Below are 17,297 nucleotides of genomic sequence, written 5' to 3' on the forward strand. Positions count from 1 at the left end.
GACTTGGAGATGACGGCAGCAGCCCTGTTCCCGGAAAAGCAGGAAGCAGCGATCCCGAATACGGGCTCGGCTCAGGACATCGCGGCCATCAAGAAAGTCATCGGCCAATATGCGGATTCCATCACGAATTACAACCTGAAGGAAGCGGAGCGCATCTGGCAGACGGACGATCGCACGATGTTCATCCAACCGCGCGGCAATGAGTACGGCTGGAAGATTGTCCATGTCCACTATTCGCAGATGCCGATCACGGGAGCAAAGCAGGGATTCTGATGTCGACCCAAGAACTAGAGAGAAGAAGAGGTGGTAACCATGTTTGGTTTTTCCGATAAAGTCATATATCCAGAAGCCGCTCCCTATGAGGAACAGCTGGCGGTGCTGCGGGAGAAGCTCGCGCAGGCGGATGCTCTGCTCGTGGGGGCCGGGGCGGGCCTCTCGACAGCAGCCGGACTATCGTACGGCGGTGCGCGCTTCCAGAAGTACTTTGCGGATTTTGCCGAGAAGTACGGCATCCGCGACATGTACACGGGTGGGTTCTACCCCTTCTCGAGCCCGGAGATCTACTGGGCGTGGTGGAGCCGCCACATCTATTTCAATCGCTATGTCGATGCACCGAGCGATGTCTATCCGACCTTGCGGCATCTTGTCGAGGACAAGGACTACTTCGTGCTGACGACAAATGTCGACCACCAGTTCCAGCGCAGCGGCTTCGACAAGCGGCGGCTCTTCTACACGCAGGGCGACTATGGACTGCTGCAGAGTGTACAGCCGGAAGTGGCAAAGACGTACGACAACCGCGAGATGGTCGAGGCCATGCTCGAGGCGCAGGGCTTCGTCCGTGGGGCAGACAGCATCTTTGAGGTGCCGTCATCGGGCAAGCTCAAGATGGTCGTGCCGAAAGAGCTCGTGCCGGTCTGTCCGGACGATGGCCGTGCGATGATGGTCAGCGTCCGCTGCGACGGGCGCTTCGTCGAGGACGATGGCTGGCATGCGGCGCAGGCGCGCTACAAGGCGTTCCTCGCCGCGCATGAAGACGATGCCATCCTCTATCTGGAGCTCGGCGTCGGACTCAACACGCCGGTCATCATCAAGTATCCGTTCTGGTACTACACGAAGATGAATCCGAACGCATTCTACACTAGCATCAACCTTAGCGGCGCAGCGTGTTCATCTTCCATCCGCAAGCGCAGCCTCTGCATCGAGGCCGATATCGGCAAGGTCCTGCACGACCTCTCCCGCATGGGGAAGGTGCCGTCTGGAGAAGGGGTGATCGTATGACACAGGAGGAACAGCGCCTCTGGCTCATCCGCTATCTGCAGCAGGAAATGCCGGAATATGCGCATTACCGTATCCCCGACGATGAAGAAGGGGAGTGGCATCTCCTGCGCGCACTCTTCAACGTCCGGCCGCCTGCGCCGGTGCCAATGGAGTTCCAGCGCATCGAAGGAGCGCTCTTGGAGGCAATGACGGCGGCCAAGGGCATCGTCAATGGCATGGGGCTGTCCGCATCTAGCCTAGACCCTCGTCTGGTGCTCTGGCAGGGCGACATCACGCGACTGCGCATCGATGCCATCGTCAATGCGGCCAACAGGCAGATGCTCGGCTGCTTCCTGCCAAACCATAACTGCATCGACAACATCGAGCAGACGATGGCAGGCGTCGAGATGCGCTACAACTGCTACAAACTCATGCAGGCACAGGGCCACGATGAGCCGACAGGCAAGGTCAAGATCACGTCTGGCTACCATCTTCCCGCGCGCTTCGTCCTGCACACGGTAGGTCCCATCGTGCAGGGCAGCCTGACAGATGAGCACCGCAGGCTTCTGGCCTCGTGCTACGAGTCCTGTCTCACGCTTGCAGCAGAGCATGGTCTCAAAGGCGTCGCCTTCTGCTGCATCTCGACGGGCGTCTTCCGCTTCCCGAAAGACGCGGCGGCCCATATCGCCGTCCGCACCGTGCAACACTGGCTTGACGTGCATCCCGCAGCCTCCATCAAACGCGTCATCTTCGATGTCTTCGAGGATGCCGACCGTCGGATTTACGAAAATTTACTGAACGCATAATGTCAATAAAAAACGCCTGACCGTTTCGAGTCAGGCGTTTTTGTATGATTTTTACTGCTGGAGCATCTTGCGGATGACCTGCTTCGTATGGTCGGACAGTCCGTCGGCGAGGTCGAGGGCCTGGTTCAGGAATTCCTTGAAGGCGTCGACTTCTTTGTGGTCGACGGCCAGTGGCACGAGGTCGAAGTTACTCGGCTTCGCGATCTTCGTCGCGACGAGGTACTCGAACTTCTCGCGCGGCTTGCGGCGGCCCTTGATGATGGCGTCGATTTCCTCTTTTGTCGTGACTTTCTTCATCACGTAGCGCATGGCTGGATCCATGAGCAGGTGGTAGCGCTGCTCGTAGATGTACTCCTGCAGCTCCTGCGGGAGGTCGCAGAGCATGTTGGCGACGGCCTGCGTGATCTGGCGCTTGTCGTAGGCGTCGAGCAGCGGCGCGATGAGCTTCTCGAGGCGGCGGTAAAAGAAGACGGTCGAGCGGCTGACGCCGAAGAGCTTCGAGACGGCCGTGTTGACGTCGACGCCGGAGCCGTAGAAGGACTCTTCCTTCTCGAGGCGGGCCATCTCGCTGTAGCAGCGGACGCGGATGGCGGAGTCCTCCTTGGCACGCTGGGCGATGTTCGTCAGGATGACGATTCGGCGCGCCGTCGGCGCTGTGATCTGCCCGTGCTGGTAGACCTTGCAGGGAATGCGCAGGTATTTCTCGTCGTGCGTGACTTCGTAGAGCTCATGGTAGACGAGCGTGCGCGTGTGGCCCCCGAGGATCATGTAGCTGCCGTCCTCCTGCTCCCAGACGGTGCAGGGATGCCAGAGGCCGTACTTGTAGATGGACTGGAAGATCAGCGCGTACTGGTCCGGCTGCGGACGGCTGAAGAAATTCCAATCATCCGGCGCGGGGTGAAGCTTATCAAGGTCGATGAGCTGCTCGTGATGTGCGGGCAGCAGCGTGTCGACGCGGGCGGGCTCCTCCGCGTGCTGCGGCGCGACGGCTGCGGCGGGCTTAGCCATCAGTTCCTTGAGCGCGGCGATGCGCTCCGGCGACATCGCGCTCGCGGCCGACGGCGCGCTGGACATGGCGCCGACGTCAGCAAAGTCCGGCGTCTTCTTGGTGGAGATGAAGAATGATTTTCGCTTAGCCAATTCGAGTCAATACCTCCTCTACGAGTTTGGAATAGGCGCGCGTCGCCTTGCCCGACGGATAGGCTTCCGTGACGGGCAGATGGCGGCTCTCGGCCTTGTGGGCGTCCTCGGAATGGGGGACGATGGTCTCGAGAATCAACGGCGCGTACTTCGCACGGATCTGCGGCACGTAGTCGTGCGCGACAGCTGTGCGCATGTTGACGGCCTCGAAGAAGATGCCCGCGACACAGAGGTCGGGATTCGCATGACGGATTTTCGAAGCGTAGCCGAGCACCGTGTCGACGCCATCGACGGAGTCGTCGGCCGCATTGACCGGGATCATGAGGTACTGCACGGCGCGCATGATCTGGGCAATCTCATTGTCGACGGCCGGACGGCAGTCGAAGATGATGTAGTCGTAGAGGCCATCGAGCTCCTGTATGAGCACCTTGTAGGCATTGATGCCGAGCATGACCGCCTCGAGAAGCGTCTTCGTCGTGGCCGTGTAGCGGTCGTCGTTCGGGATGATGTCGACATTCTTGTTCTGCGTGGCGAGCACGAAATCGCGGAGCGGCTTCGGGTCGTCCGACAGGATGTTGAGCACCGCCGCGCTCAGCTGGACCGCGCCGCGGTATTCCTTCGGATGGTAGCCAAAGCGCTTCGAGAGATTGCCCTGCGGGTCCGCGTCGATGAGCAGGACCTTGTAGTCCCGGCGCCCCAAGAGGTCCGCAAAGGCCGCCGCCGAAGTCGTCTTGCCGACGCCGCCTTTGTGTGAACAGAATGCGATAGTCTTAGCCATAAAGATAGATACTCCTTCTCCGCCGCTCGCGAGAACGCGGCCTCTGTACTTCTGGACCAAGAGCTCGAGCGCCTCGTCGACGAGTGCCGTCTTCTGTGTGCCCGTCACCTCCGCAATGCGGTCGAGCTTCTCGTACAGCACCTTCGACACCGACGTCGAGAACCGGGTCCGGGGATTGTTTCGCGACATACTCCCCCTGCTTCCTGAAAATCTTCGAGTTCGTGTACGGCTCTGCATTATTACAGTACAAAACCTTCATACAAAAATTATACCATCTTCGCGGGGGAAAGACAATGCAGATGCAAAAAAGTCCAGTGCTGGACTTTTTTGTCGGACTGAACTTTTTGAGGTTCGTATGGTCGGACTGTCGGACTGTGGTCAGACTATCGTCGGACGACTGTCGGACTTTTGCCGAACTCCGATGGTCGTGGCTCAGTCGCTTGCGAGCTTGCGCACGGCGGCAGAGAGCAGCTCGGTACCGCGCACGATGTCCTCGAGCTTGGCAAATTCTGCTGGGTTGTGACTGATGCCCGCGCGGCACGGGATGAACAGCATAGCCGTTGGCGCATAGTCGGCCCAGTGCATGCTGTCGTGGCCCGCGCCGCTCATCATCCGGCGGCAGGGAATGGCGAGCTCCTTGGCCGTCTCCTCGAGCAGATCGACGAGTGCCGCGTCCATGCGGGCTGGCTGCTCCTTGCTGACTGGTTCGATGTCGTAGGTCAGCTGACGCCGCTCAGCGATGGCCTCGATATCTTGGCGGACTGCCTGCTCGACGGCATCCTTGGCCTCTGCGGAGATACTGCGGATGTCGACGCCAATCCGGACTTCACCCGGGATGACATTCATGACGCCCGGCGTGACTTGCAGGATGCCGACCGTGCCGACAACAGGCGCTTCTGTGTAAGACGAGGCCTCGCGCTCAACGGCTAGCACGGCTTCTGACGCCGCGCAGAGCCCATCGTGGCGCAGGTTCATTGGTGTCGCACCGCTGTGATCGGCACTGCCGTGGAAGTTGACGTAGAAGCGCGTCGGCGCTGCAATGCCCGTGACGAGGCCGATGGGCAGGCCCTCATGCTCGAGGACTTTGCCCTGCTCGATGTGGAGCTCGAGGAAGGCGCGCAGGGGCCTCGTGTACCGGGCCGACTCGATATGGTCAGGGGCAAGATGACGGCTCTTGAGCACCTCGTAGAGCGTATGGCCTTCCTTGTCGTGCAATCGCAACAGGTCATCGTGCGAGAGCTCGCCGCGCATGGCCCGACTGCCGAGCGTCGCCGCCGAGAAGCGGCTCGACTCCTCACAGAGGAACAAGACGACCTCAAGCGGCCTCTGCGGCGTGAAGCCGTCCTCCTGCATCGAGCGGACCGTCTCGATCGCCGCAAGGATACCGACAATGCCGTCGAAGTTGCCGCCTTCCGGCACACTGTCGCCATGCGAACCGAACATAACAGCGGGCAAGCTCTCATCTGCGCCCTTCACATGGCCGATGACATTGCCGAAGGCATCCTCACGCAGCTCCATGCCCGCCTCGCGCATCAAGCCCATCAGATACGCGCGCCCCTGCCAATCCGCATCCGTGAACGCCAGCCGGTTGATGCCCTTCCCCGGCGCCGTGATGTCCTGCAGATCTGCGAGTTGCTGCTGCAAGCGCGTTCTTGAAATCATAAAAATACCTCCCATCTTACAATGAAACTCCTATCTCGATCTTCTCTATATATTGTATACTTCTTCGAATCTCCTTTCGCCTTTCTTGACAATCATTATACCGCAATCCTATAATAAACCAAATGGTATAATTACTTTTAATTATGAAAGGTGGAATCTGCATGCTAACACTCATGCTGATTGTCGGTGCCATCATTGTCTGTGGTGTCGTCTACGCACTCGTCAAGGGTGCGGATGCGCGCATCACGCTGATTGGTTCCGGCATCCTCATGGCGGCCATCGGCGGTGTGCCAATGGCTGCTCTCGACGCTTTCGCAAAGAGCATGACGAACAGCGGTCTGATACAGGCCGTATGTTCGGTCATGGGCTTTGCGCTGGCGGTCCGCTTCACGGAATGCGATAAGCACCTGATCAATGCCATGGCCTCCGTGATTTCGCGCGTCCGTTTCTTCCTGATTCCGGGCGTCGTCATCTGCACGTATCTCGTCAACATCGCGCTGCCGAGTGCCGCCGGCACGGCCGCTGCTGCCGGCGCCATCTTCATCCCGCTGCTCATGGCAGCAGGTGTCGGCCCGGCGCTCGCGGCAGCCGCCGTCAAATGCGGCACGTACGGCAGCATGCTGAATCCGGGCCTTGCGCACAACCCGTTCGTCGCTAAGATTGCCGGTGTCGATGTCATGGATGTCATCGGATTCCACTACAAGGCCAATCTCGCCTCCCTCGTCGTCGCGACCATCTGCATCACGGTCATCGCGCATGTGCTCAAGGAAGATAAAGGCCATGTCCCCGAGCATCTGCAGGTGGACAAGAACTTCAAGGTCAATTACCTCTACGCGCTGATGCCAGTCGTCCCGATCGTCATCCTGCTGCTCGGCTCGACCAAGATTGTCCCCCTCTTCAAGATGGGCGTGCCGCAGGCCATGATCATCGGTGCTCTGCTGACGCTCGTCGTCACGCGCACGAAGCCGAAAGCGCTCTGCGATGCGTTCTTTGAGGGCATGGGCAAGGCGTACGGCAGCATCATCGGTATCATCATCTCAGCTGGCGTCTTTGTTGCCGGCCTCACCTCAATTGGCCTCGTCAAATGGTTCATCGATGCGATGCTCAACAACCCGGCCATCGTCAAGATCTGCGCCGCTTTTGGACCGTTCCTGCTCGGCTTGCTGACAGGCTCCGGCGATGCGGCGACCTTCGCCTTCAATGAGGCTATCACGCCGTACGCACCAGACTTCGGTATGTCGCAGGTCCAGATGGGCAGTATGGCGACGCTCGGCGGCACGCTGGGCCGCACGATGTCGCCGATTGCCGGCGCGACCATCATCTGCGCCGGTATCGCTGGTGTCAACCCGATGGAGATCACAAAACGCAATGCCATCCCGATGCTCTGCGCATTGACGGTCGGCATGCTGATCCTGCTCTTCTGATATACAGACAAGACGAGGTGCTGCGGAGCGGCACCTCTTTTTATAAGGAGGAATCATTATGGACTTGAAAGAGACAATCCTGAAATTCGCCGATGATGTGCAGGACGATATGGTGGCCTGCCGCCGTGACCTGCACGCGCATCCAGAGCCGGGCTGGACGGAATTCCGCACGGCAGCCAAAGTCGCCAAGACGCTCGCCGAGCTCGGCTACACGGTCAAGACGGGAGCCGACACCATCCGCGAGGATGCCATGATGGGCGTGCCGTCGGCTGAGAAGCTCGCCAAGGAGCAGCAGCGCGCCATCGCAGAGGGGGCCGACCCCGACTGGGTCAAGAAGATGGACGGCGGCCGCACGGGCGTGCTCGGCGTCATGAAGTTCTCCGAAGACGGTCCAGTCGTCGCCGTGCGCTTTGACATGGACTCCAATGATGTGACGGAGACGACGGAAGCCGCGCACCGCGCCAACAAAGAGGGCTTTGCCTCCTGCCATGCGGGGGCCATGCACGCCTGCGGCCACGACGGCCATACGACCGTCGGGCTGGCGCTTGCCAAACTGCTGGCCAGCCTCAAGTCGGAGCTGCGCGGCACGATCAAGCTCTGCTTCCAGCCCGCAGAGGAAGGCGTGCGCGGTGCGCATGCGATGGTCGAGAGCGGCATCGTCGACGATGTCGACTACATGCTCGGCGCGCACTTCGGCTTCAAGATGCGCAAGACGGGCACCGTCGCCTGCAACGTCACGGGTTTCCTTGCGACGAGCAAGTACGACGCGCACTTCCAGGGCGTCCCGGCACACGCCGGCGCTGCGCCAGAACAGGGCAAGAACGCGCTGCTGGCCGCTGCCTGCGCCGCGCTCAACCTGCACGCCATCTCGCGCCACTCCGCCGGCGCTTCGCGCATCAATGTCGGCCGGCTCGACGCAGGCAGCGGCCGCAACGTCATCGGCGACAAGGCCCTTGTGTGCCTCGAGACGCGCGGTGCGACGAGCGCGATCAATGCGTTCATGGAGACCGAGGCCCAGCGCATCCTCAAGGCTGCGGCCATGATGTACGATGTCAAAGTCGATATCGAGAAGGTCGGCGGTGCAGCTGGCGGCAGCAACTCGCCAGAGCTCGCGGCCTTCCTCGAGAAAGAGGCCAACGCCCTCGGCATCTTCGATAAAGTCGTCGGCGAGTGCCCGTTCGGTGCCAGTGAAGACTTCTCCTACTTCATGGAACGCGTCCAGTCGCATGGCGGCCAGGCAGCCTACATGATGGTCGGCGCCGACCTAGCGGCAGGCCACCACGATTCCCACTTCGACTTCGATGAGCGCGCCCTTGGCTACTCGCTCAAGCTCATGGGCTGCGCCGTCTGCAAACTGCTGCTGAGCAAGTGATACCTGCCATCACCACAACCGCATCACGAGGCGAACCGTCCGACTACCAGCCGACTCCTTCGTCATCTCAAAAGTCCAGTCCGACCTAAAAAGTCCAGTGCTGGACTTTTTTCATAGGAAAAAGACTTCATCCATGATATAATATCCCTGTTCAGACAACAGAAAGGGGAATGTATTTCGTGATATCCGAAAAGAGACAACCAGGTGTGCCCGAGCAGCATGCAACGCGGGCCATCTTTTTTGTCGGGGGATTTGGTGCGGCTTCATGGGCGCCGCTCGTGCCGCTCCTCAAGGCGCGGCTCGGCATCGCAGAGGACGTGCTCGGCATGCTGCTCTTATGCATCGGCATCGGCTCGCTGCTGACAATGCCGCTGTCGGGTGCGGCGGCAGTCCGACTCGGCTGCCGCAAGGTGCTGACAGCGGCGGGGATCGTCTACGCTGCTCTGCTGCTCTTGCTCTGCACAGTATCGTCGTTCGGCATGGCCGTGCCGCTGCTGCTGATCTTCGGCGCGACGATGGGCTGTATCGATGTCGTCGTCAACATCCAGGCCGTCATCGTCGAGAACGCAGCGGGGCGCCGCCTCATGAGCGGCATGCATGCGCTCTGGAGTGTCGGCGGCTTTGCGGGGGCCGGGCTCTTCGGCATCTGGGTCGGCACCTTCTCGCTGACGCCGCTGCTCTCGACCATCATCGCGGCCGCCATCATGGTGCTCGTGACGCTCGCGGCCTCGCGCCATCTGCTGCCCTACGGCGGCGATGCCGGCGGCAAGCTGCTCGCGCTGCCGAAGGGCATCGTGACCTTCGTCGGCATCATCGCCTGCATCGCCTTCCTCGTCGAGGGCGCCATCATGGACTGGAGCGGTGTCTTCCTGACGACTGTGCGCCATTTCGACATGTCCCTCGCCGGAACGGCCTTCACCGTCTTCTCGGCGGCCATGCTGACGATGCGCCTGCTCGGCGACTGGACCGTGCAGAAACTCGGCCAGGAGCGCGTCGTCATCGGTGGCAGCCTGCTGGCCGTCGCCGGCTTCCTGCTCGTCATCTTCGCCGCTGAGCCTGCGCTGCTCTACCTCGGCTTCTTCGCCATCGGTATCGGCTGCGCCAACGTCGTGCCCGTCTTCTTCTCCCTGCTCGGCAAGCAGCGCGTCATGCCCGTCAGCCTCGCCGTGCCAGCCGTCAGCACGCTCGGCTACCTCGGCATTCTCATGGGCCCCGCCGTCATCGGCTTCATCGCCCATCAGACCAGCCTCTACACCGCCTTCGGCCTGCTCGCTTTCCTCGTGCTGCTGCAGTCCATCATCGCCGCCTATGTCTATCGTCATATCTTAGATTGATGATATAGTCTGCCTATCATAAACGCATACAAAAAGAGAACGCCTCGGAAGATCTGCCTTCCAAGGCGTTCTCTTTGTTTACGCAGATGGTTTCACGACCTTCACCAGCACGATCTCCGGTGCCGGGCCGATGCGGAAGCGCTGGCCCCAAGCGCCGTAGCCGCTGGAGACAATGGCCAGCAGATGGCCGAAGTGGCGGGCACCGTAATCGAGGGGGAAGACGCGCTTCGTCACGAAGCGGTTCGGCCAGAACTGGCCGGCGTGCGTGTGGCCGGCGAAGTAGAGGTCCATGCCGCAGGAGGATGCCTGCTCGATGCGCAGGGGCTCGTGCTCCATCGCGATCGTGAAAGCGTCCGGCTCCGCCTGCGGAAACTCCGCATGCGGGGCGATCCTATAGTCCTCCAAGCCGACGAGCGAGACGCCGGCCGCCAGATGCACCGTGCCGCCGCGCAGGCAGCGCACGCCGCTCCGCTGCAGCCGGCGCTGTTCTTTATGGAGGTTCAGCCCGTACGTGTCGTGGTTGCCGAAGACCGCGTAGACGCCCCACGGCGCCTTTAGCCCCTCGAAGCCTTTGAAGCTGCGGTCGCGCAGCACATAGTCGAGGTTGCCGTCGATGATGTCGCCGCCGAGCAGGATGAGGTCCGGCCGCAGCTTCATCATGTCGCGGCGCAGCTCTACCGCGAACGAGCGCCCGAGCACCGCGCCGAGGTGGATGTCGCTCGCAAAAGCCACCGAGAATTCCCGCTCAATGGGCTTCGCCGTCTTCACCTCGACGATGCGCACCACCGGCTGGCGCGCGCGCCAGCTGCCGGCTGCGAGCAACAGGGCAAGGCCCAGCAGTGCAGCCCTGCCGTAATGAACGGCAAAGACCGACTGCCACCAGTCAACCCCGAAGCCCAACGGCTCAGCAAGGCAGACAAGCCAGACGATGAAGGCGGGCACGAGCAGCATCGTCATATAGTAGCCGTAGACAAACCAATAGCCGCCGATCCGCGCCAGCAGCCGCGACACCTGCAGGGGCAGGTGATTCGCAAGAATGTTCGGCACGAGATAGATGAACGGCAGCAAGAGGAAAATCAGGAGCAGGCCGTGCGCCAGGACCGGCAGCGCCCAGCGCAAGAGAAGCCACTGCCCCAGTCCCGAGAGCTCGCCGAGCCCCCAGAGAATCCAATAAAAGGTATAGCGATGTTTCAATACAATTCTCCAGACTTTATGTATGCAACAGAACGATGAGAGCGATTCACACGCTCATCTCCGTCTTGATTCGACAGAATGCCGCAAAATCCTGCTGACAGCTGCTACAGAGAACCCCAACGATGTTCCATCAAAAAGTCCAGTGCTGGACGTTTCGGGCGCCAAATTCAACCTTACTGGATACACAACAGCTGTTATGGCAGGAAACTTTGAGCAGCATGGCGAATCGTATCCATACAGAATGATACGGAATTGTAACTATCGGAGGATGCGATGGACATAAATCTACATGATACTGTTGCCTGGTACTTTACCATCATAAATGCAGCAGCCATAGCTGCCTATGGCTGGGACAAACTGTGCGCCATCCGCAAGTGGTGGCGTGTACCGGAGCTAACGCTGCTCGGCATAGCAGCCATTGGCGGCAGCGTGGGGGCTCTGCTGGCGATGAAGCTGTTTCACCACAAGACACTGCATCTGAAATTCAAGTACGGCGTGCCGCTGATACTGGTGCTGCAGGTAGCGGCCCTTGTCTATCTGCACATGCCGAGATAATGCGATACAGAAGCGTGAAGTGGTGTTGAAGGACATATATGAAGAAAAACTGTTTCATCGCGATTGACCTTAAGTCATTCTACGCATCAGTGGAATGTGTGGAGCGTGGGCTTGATCCGCTGACTACTAATCTGGTGGTAGCCGATGAGAGTCGTACGGAAAAGACCATATGCCTTGCCGCCACACCGGCCATCAAATCATATGGTGTGCCAGGACGGGCACGGCTTTTCGAAGTCATACAGAAAGTCAAAGCAGCTAACAGCATGCGCCGCTTCTACGCACCGGGCAGGAAGCTCACAGGAACGTCGCATGACGCGACCGAACTGGCCAACAATCCAAATCTCGCCATAGACTACATCGTGGCACCGCCTCGCATGGCGTTTTACATGGACTACAGTGCACGCATCTACAAGGTGTACCTGCGCTACATCGCGCCGCAGGACATACATACCTATTCCATCGATGAAGTGTTCATCAACGCCGCGCCGTATCTCGGCACCTATGAGATGACGGCGCATGATCTAGGCATGAAGCTCATGCGAGAGGTGCTGAAAGAGACGGACATCACCGCTACCGCAGGCATTGGCACGAATCTGTACTTAGCAAAAATCGCCATGGATATCGTCGCAAAGCACATGCCGCCAGATCCGGATGGCGTGCGGATTGCCGCACTCGATGAAATAAGCTATCGGCGGAAGCTCTGGGCGCATACCCCGCTAACGGACTTCTGGCGCGTGGGCAAGGGCTATGCCGAAAAGCTTGCCAACATGGGCCTTTATTCCATGGGCGATATTGCCCGCCGTTCCTTAGATGCGCAGGGAGAGAAGGAACTCTACCGCGTCTTCGGCGTCAATGCCGAACTCTTGATCGACCATGCCTGGGGCTATGAGCCCTGCACGATGGAAGCCATCAAGGCGTATCGCCCCGCCTCCACAAGCGTCAGCAGTGGCCAGGTACTTCACTGCCCCTACACGAATGAGCAGGCAAGGCTCATCGTCTGGGAGATGGCCGACCAGATGATACTGGACCTCGTTGCCAAGAAGCTCATGACAAGTCAGATTGTCTTGGACATAGGCTACGATATCGAAAACATCGCCAAGGGCTACACTGGCCCCGTACATATCGACCATTACGGTAGAAGGGTGCCCAAGCCAGCCCATGGCACGGTAAGCCTGAAGAAGCATAGCTCTTCGACAAAGCAGTTGCTTCATGAGACACTGGCTCTTTACGACCGCATCGTAAGTCCCACGTTGATGGTGCGCCGCATCACCATCACAATGGGGAAACTCATAGACGAAGACAGCGCTACCAAGAAAAACGAAGATATTGTCCAATTCGATCTCTTCAGCGATACAGAGAAAGAGGCCAAGGAGAGCGAAGCGGCCGAACATGCAGAGCAAAAGGAAAAATCCCTGCAACACGCCATGATCGCCATCAAGAACAAGTTCGGTAAGAACGCCATCCTGAAAGCCACCAATCTCAAAGAAGAAGCCCGCACCATTGCCCGCAATAGCGAAATTGGAGGTCATAAGGCATGAGGAAAATCGAGCGAAAAATAGAGCAGTACAGCGACATTATCAACCTGCCGCGACCAGAGACAAGATGCCACCCACGCATGCCCATAGAAAAACGAGCCGTACAGTTCGCCCCCTTCGCAGCCCTGACCGGCTACGAAGAAGTCGTCAAAGAGACGATACAAAGGCATGAAGACGAGATTACGCGCAAGATATAATGTTGTTTCATTCAGGAGTCAGCAGTTTACAGCTTTTAAGCCGCTTGCCCATCGCCCCAGGCCAAGACCTGCAAGGCTTTGAGCAGAGCGCTTGAATTTATGCTACTTTGGGCTTTGGACACCAAAGTGGCGAAAAATACTTCCTTGTGGATCTGTTGACTCAGCGCGTGCCGCAGCTCTTGCGGGCTCTTGTCCCGGTAGGTGCTTAACTTCTCGTCCTCGTACGGTAGGATCTTCATGAGAGCGTGCCCGGCATTCGTAAGGTTCAGTAGACGCTCAATCGCAGTCTTTGTGCGAACTTTGTAGCTGCCAAGCTCCCAAAACATCTTCTGCTCGTAGTAATTCGTCTCAATGCCCCAGCGAAGCTTGTAAAGCTTGAGCGGGTAAAACGTCATGAGCTTGGAACTGGTGTCACGGAGGGTCTTGCTCTCCTGCCATGCAATGCTCATGTGCAGGGCCATCGGGTCCACGGTGCTGAAAAAGAGACGGCAAGAACCGCTCTTGCTCAGCGTCACATAGGTATGGACGGTTCGGTCGCCAAAGATGTGTGTCTTCACCAGCCGGTGGGAGACAAGATAACCATCCATTTTGTAAGGGTAGTTCTCGGGCGCAACGGGAATCTCGTCCAGCTTCAAGCGCCTGCCGTACTTTGGCGGACGGCCGCGGCGGCCTGCCGTCGAAGTTGGCAGCTCAAAGATGGCCGTATCGCGACGTGCATTGCAAATCATGTTGAGATTCGGGTAGCGGAGTGCAAGCGCGAGCAGCTCACGCTTGGCATACCAGCTGTCGAAGAGCAGGATGACCTGGCGTTTTTCAAGGATTGGCATGACTTCATCGAGAAGCTGGCAGGCAAGTGTCAACTTCGAGGCTTCGCCGTTGCTCATGACGTAGCCAATCGGTACCGCGATATAACGAATCTGCTGCTTGCCTGCGTTCTCATGGAGGACCGGCACGCTCATCGTCAGGCTGACGAAGGCATGGCCATTGAAATAGGACTTGCCATCGTGTTTGGCGTGGTCGTACAGGATGCCTACACCGTCGAAGTGCTTGCCCCACTTGGCAATGGACGTGTCGTCCACGCTGAGCAGGATAGGCTCCTGCCGCAGTGCCTCTGGCACTATGGCAAGCGCCCGCAGCGCCAAGGCCTGGCGAATGGATGCATCTGTGACAAGCCCGTTGCTGAGGGCACGGTAATAGCTGTTAAGCGATGCGTCCGTTTGCTTCGACAGGAACTGCCGGAACAGGCAGCGCACCGACGGAGCCGACTCCAGAGCCAGCTGAGCGATGAGGAGCCACGCCAGCAGATGGCGCGTCGGTCTCGTTGCAGCGAGAAACAAGGAAGAAAAAATCGTCAAGAGTTTGTCAACTGTCGACTGACTGGTGTATAATTGAGACATCACGTAGCACCTCTCGTGTTTGGTTTGTGGTGAATCTATTATACACCAGCAGGGGCTACGTGATTTTATTATGTCTCAAAAGCTGTAAACTGCTGTCAGGAGTGATTCTTATGAAAATAGGGACGAAAGGATTTATCGCACTAGGAAGTACATTTATTCTGACAACCTGTGTTGTGCAACCTATAGGATATGCCACAGAAATAACAGCACCATCTAAACCTATTTATATGGTTAATAAAGGTACGCAATATTTCGATAGTACAAGTGGGAGTATTTCCTTTACACGTTCACAAAATGGCATACTGTATCTATCTGATGCAGGTGGAAATCAATTGATGGCATTCCAAGGAAATCTAACATCAACAGACCATGACGCTGTTTATGAAATTACAAAATTGGATATGCAGGATCCAACTCGAACTTTTTTCGTCATAAATGTAACCATCGGCGTTCATCCTATGAATACTGGCTTTTGGATTATAGGCGAGGAAGGTGGTAAATGGAAACCATTTGTAACGCGTGAAACATTAGGCCGTGCAGGTTATGACCTTAGTTTGCCTCAGCGTCTGAGTATTGTTGCGACAGGTGATGAAGCAATCTATCTAACCAGTAAGCATGAAGGGATGCCGCGACCAGATCAAAGTATGGCACAGGCCCCGTTAACAACTGTTTTCCGAGCCGGCATTCGTTGGGATGATTCAAAACATAACTTCAATGTATATTCTTTATCCGAGAATTCATCCTCTAGTGCTACATCATCGAGTACCGGCTCTGCATCGTCATCACGGATTAATCAGTACTCGCCGCGTATGCCGATGGATCAAGCTAGAATTGGTGGCATCGGCATTGGTGACTCAATAGACTACGTAAAATCCATTTATGGTGAGCCTACATATGTAGGCCAAAGAGGAAAGAATTACCTTTATGATGGCTTATACGCTTACGACATGACATACGGTGATTCCTTTAAGCTCAGTGTAGTCGAGAATTCGGATGGCACAGAAGAAGTCATTGATATTGCTTCCACTGCCAATAACGGATTAGCAATGCCATGTGGAATAAAAGTCGGCTCATCTATCGGGGAAGTCTATAAGAACTTTGGCATGCCATGGCGAATAAATTCCGCAAAAAGTATTGAGCGGAACTATGTGTATCGCACGCAGTATTCACCTAAAGTAGTATTTACTACAAATCAGCAACATACTATCACGCGTATCACAATTATTGGTATGGAGTAAAACGTTTCGTTAAAAAAGTGGTGAGCAGATTGGAACGAATCGAAGGAACTGTCAATCTTTTTGGCCCCTTATCTTTAATCGACTCGACCGTCTCTGCCAATCCAACTCATGGAAGACCACACCGCTTTCCTTCAGCCACATGTACACGGTAGGCCGTGAAGCATGGCAGATGCGCATGAGCTCGGATACGGAGTGGATCTCGCGGTTCTGGTACTTTTTGACAAGCTCGTCCCAGTCGGCGGGCTTTTTCTTTTTCTGCCTGCCCTTGTAGATGCCCTTAGCCTTGGCGACGGCGATGCCCTCGGCCTGACGCTGCAGCATGATCTTGCGCTCGAAGGTGGCAATGGCCGCAAAGACCGTCATCGCCAATTCGCCGGCAGGGGTGGATGTATCAAAATTCTCTTTGAGCGAGATGACCTGCACACCTTTCTCGCGAAGGTCCTGGATGATATCGAGCAAGTCCTTCGTGCTGCGAGCCAAGCGTGAAAATTCCGATACATAGATGGTATCGCCTTCACGCGCAAAATCGATCATAGCTCTCAATTGTGGTCGCTCGGTATTTTTGCCAGACAATTTATCTTTATAAATACGTTCTACATTTGCCTTCTCCTTCAACTCGATGATCTGCCGTTCTTCGTGCTGCTCAACTGTTGAGACCCTGACATAGCCAATTTTCATGAATATTCCCTCTATAGTATAAAAGAACTTCTAGACATACTATGATATATTGTTCATTATAGCATATTTTACAATTTGATTCGCACTGTAAATGCATTTTGTACCTATCAAAATAGGGCACGCGCTAATTTTATACTACGCAAAAAGGCACGTACTACAGTTCTGTAGCACGTGCCTTTTGCTATTCCTTATAATTTCGATGCCTTCGGTGCTCACATCAATTTCTTCTCATCCTTTGAGGTGGCCTCCTTCAACCTCTTTTTTTCCTTCGAAGTATGGGATAAGTTCACTTGGTACGATCCAAAAAACGTGAATCGTTGATCCGCAAGGGCAGGCAGTTCTTTGATATCCAGTTCGTCCTCAGAAGCCTCTAAGGCCGAAATATCGCTTTCCAATGGCTCGGAGGTATCGATAGGTTGTTCAGATGCGATTGCGACTCGATGCGCTTCTTGCATCGAGTCCGAGAGCCCCGCCCCGCAATTCGAGCAGAATTTAGCGTGATCCGGCATCTTGGTACCGCAGTTCTTACAATACATCATATACATCTCCCTTCCGGAAATCCTTTCACTCGGCAAAGAAAATTCACCCGGTGAATTCTCTAGGTCCAGCAGCAGATCGTTCCAGCACGGATACAAGAGCGAAAGGGATTGCCCTTAGCTATTGCTAGGATGTAATCCATCACTCGTGAAAACCTACTGAGGGACGTGTCCTCTTTATTATACCCGAAAAA

The 17,297-nt window shown here is 56.9% G+C and carries 17 protein-coding genes; 10 read left to right on the forward strand and 7 right to left on the reverse strand.

Going from position 1 to position 17,297, the window contains the following annotated elements:
- The first annotated feature begins 3 nt into the window (after window positions 1–3).
- The 3 genes from MITSMUL_RS05035 to MITSMUL_RS05045 are packed head-to-tail and all read left to right on the forward strand — an operon-like array spanning window position 4 to window position 2,063.
- Window positions 4–273 (forward strand): hypothetical protein, encoded by a 270-nt coding sequence (locus tag MITSMUL_RS05035; protein WP_040635515.1) that lies wholly within the window; start codon window positions 4–6, stop codon window positions 271–273.
- A 39-nt stretch (window positions 274–312) separates the two neighbouring features.
- The gene (locus MITSMUL_RS05040) at window positions 313–1,278 is read left to right on the forward strand and encodes an SIR2 family NAD-dependent protein deacylase (protein WP_005840539.1); all 966 of its coding nucleotides are present in this window, start codon (window positions 313–315) and stop codon (window positions 1,276–1,278) included.
- Window positions 1,275–2,063, forward strand: coding sequence for a protein-ADP-ribose hydrolase (locus tag MITSMUL_RS05045; RefSeq protein ID WP_005840541.1), 789 nt, complete (start codon window positions 1,275–1,277; stop codon window positions 2,061–2,063). Before MITSMUL_RS05040 ends, MITSMUL_RS05045 begins: the two co-directional genes overlap by 4 nt.
- A 51-nt stretch (window positions 2,064–2,114) precedes the next feature.
- Here MITSMUL_RS05045 and MITSMUL_RS12110 read toward each other — a convergent pair whose 3' ends face one another.
- The 3 genes from MITSMUL_RS12110 to MITSMUL_RS05060 all read right to left on the reverse strand — a co-directional run bounded on the left by MITSMUL_RS12110 (window position 2,115) and on the right by MITSMUL_RS05060 (window position 5,643).
- Complete coding sequence (locus MITSMUL_RS12110; protein ID WP_005840542.1) at window positions 2,115–3,203, reverse strand: ParB/RepB/Spo0J family partition protein; 1,089 nt, start codon at window positions 3,201–3,203, stop codon at window positions 2,115–2,117.
- On the reverse strand, window positions 3,196–4,170 hold the full coding sequence (locus tag MITSMUL_RS05055; RefSeq protein WP_005840544.1) for an AAA family ATPase: 975 nt from the start codon (window positions 4,168–4,170) through the stop codon (window positions 3,196–3,198). Before MITSMUL_RS05055 ends, MITSMUL_RS12110 begins: the two co-directional genes overlap by 8 nt.
- 243 nt (window positions 4,171–4,413) lie before the next feature.
- The gene (locus tag MITSMUL_RS05060; protein ID WP_040635517.1) at window positions 4,414–5,643 is read right to left on the reverse strand and encodes a M20 family metallo-hydrolase; all 1,230 of its coding nucleotides are present in this window, start codon (window positions 5,641–5,643) and stop codon (window positions 4,414–4,416) included.
- A 161-nt stretch (window positions 5,644–5,804) separates the two neighbouring features.
- On the opposite strand from MITSMUL_RS05060, the gene dcuC reads away from it, so the two are divergent.
- The 3 genes from dcuC to MITSMUL_RS05075 all read left to right on the forward strand — a co-directional run bounded on the left by dcuC (window position 5,805) and on the right by MITSMUL_RS05075 (window position 9,773).
- Window positions 5,805–7,067: a C4-dicarboxylate transporter DcuC gene (gene dcuC, locus MITSMUL_RS05065; protein ID WP_040635519.1), complete on the forward strand. Its 1,263-nt coding sequence runs from the start codon at window positions 5,805–5,807 to the stop codon at window positions 7,065–7,067.
- 58 nt (window positions 7,068–7,125) lie between these two features.
- Window positions 7,126–8,439 (forward strand): amidohydrolase, encoded by a 1,314-nt coding sequence (locus MITSMUL_RS05070; protein ID WP_005840551.1) that lies wholly within the window; start codon window positions 7,126–7,128, stop codon window positions 8,437–8,439.
- Window positions 8,440–8,609: 170 nt separating this feature from the next.
- On the forward strand, window positions 8,610–9,773 hold the full coding sequence (locus MITSMUL_RS05075; RefSeq protein WP_005840553.1) for an MFS transporter: 1,164 nt from the start codon (window positions 8,610–8,612) through the stop codon (window positions 9,771–9,773).
- A gap of 78 nt (window positions 9,774–9,851) precedes the next feature.
- Here the strand turns inward: MITSMUL_RS05075 and MITSMUL_RS05080 are convergent, their stop codons facing one another.
- Window positions 9,852–10,967, reverse strand: a complete 1,116-nt coding sequence (locus MITSMUL_RS05080) for a metallophosphoesterase (RefSeq protein WP_005840555.1) — start codon at window positions 10,965–10,967, stop codon at window positions 9,852–9,854.
- Between the two features lie 273 nt (window positions 10,968–11,240).
- Between MITSMUL_RS05080 and MITSMUL_RS05085 the strand changes: the two genes are divergently transcribed.
- The 3 genes from MITSMUL_RS05085 to MITSMUL_RS05095 are packed head-to-tail and all read left to right on the forward strand — an operon-like array spanning window position 11,241 to window position 13,254.
- A complete protein-coding gene (locus MITSMUL_RS05085) occupies window positions 11,241–11,522 on the forward strand; it encodes a DUF1294 domain-containing protein (RefSeq protein ID WP_005840556.1) in 282 nt (93 codons plus the stop codon).
- A 38-nt stretch (window positions 11,523–11,560) separates the two neighbouring features.
- On the forward strand, window positions 11,561–13,060 hold the full coding sequence (locus tag MITSMUL_RS05090) for a Y-family DNA polymerase (protein ID WP_005840558.1): 1,500 nt from the start codon (window positions 11,561–11,563) through the stop codon (window positions 13,058–13,060).
- Entirely contained in the window at window positions 13,057–13,254 is a 198-nt protein-coding gene (locus MITSMUL_RS05095) for a hypothetical protein (protein ID WP_005840560.1), read from the forward strand. The genes MITSMUL_RS05090 and MITSMUL_RS05095 overlap by 4 nt, the downstream gene beginning before the upstream one ends.
- A 35-nt stretch (window positions 13,255–13,289) precedes the next feature.
- Here the strand turns inward: MITSMUL_RS05095 and MITSMUL_RS05100 are convergent, their stop codons facing one another.
- Window positions 13,290–14,651, reverse strand: a complete 1,362-nt coding sequence (locus MITSMUL_RS05100; RefSeq protein ID WP_005840561.1) for an IS701 family transposase — start codon at window positions 14,649–14,651, stop codon at window positions 13,290–13,292.
- 110 nt (window positions 14,652–14,761) lie between these two features.
- Here MITSMUL_RS05100 and MITSMUL_RS12715 point away from each other — a divergent pair, with 110 nt between their 5' ends.
- Window positions 14,762–15,889, forward strand: a complete 1,128-nt coding sequence (locus MITSMUL_RS12715; RefSeq protein ID WP_147653097.1) for a hypothetical protein — start codon at window positions 14,762–14,764, stop codon at window positions 15,887–15,889.
- A 51-nt stretch (window positions 15,890–15,940) separates the two neighbouring features.
- Here MITSMUL_RS12715 and MITSMUL_RS05105 read toward each other — a convergent pair whose 3' ends face one another.
- Both MITSMUL_RS05105 and MITSMUL_RS05110 read right to left on the reverse strand, forming a co-directional pair.
- Entirely contained in the window at window positions 15,941–16,567 is a 627-nt protein-coding gene (locus MITSMUL_RS05105) for a recombinase family protein (protein ID WP_005840565.1), read from the reverse strand.
- Between the two features lie 212 nt (window positions 16,568–16,779).
- Window positions 16,780–17,106: a zinc-ribbon domain-containing protein gene (locus MITSMUL_RS05110; RefSeq protein ID WP_040635523.1), complete on the reverse strand. Its 327-nt coding sequence runs from the start codon at window positions 17,104–17,106 to the stop codon at window positions 16,780–16,782.
- Window positions 17,107–17,297: the final 191 nt, after the last annotated feature.

Source organism: Mitsuokella multacida DSM 20544 (assembly GCF_000155955.1).
In the GTDB taxonomy this organism is placed as follows: domain Bacteria; phylum Bacillota; class Negativicutes; order Selenomonadales; family Selenomonadaceae; genus Mitsuokella; species Mitsuokella multacida.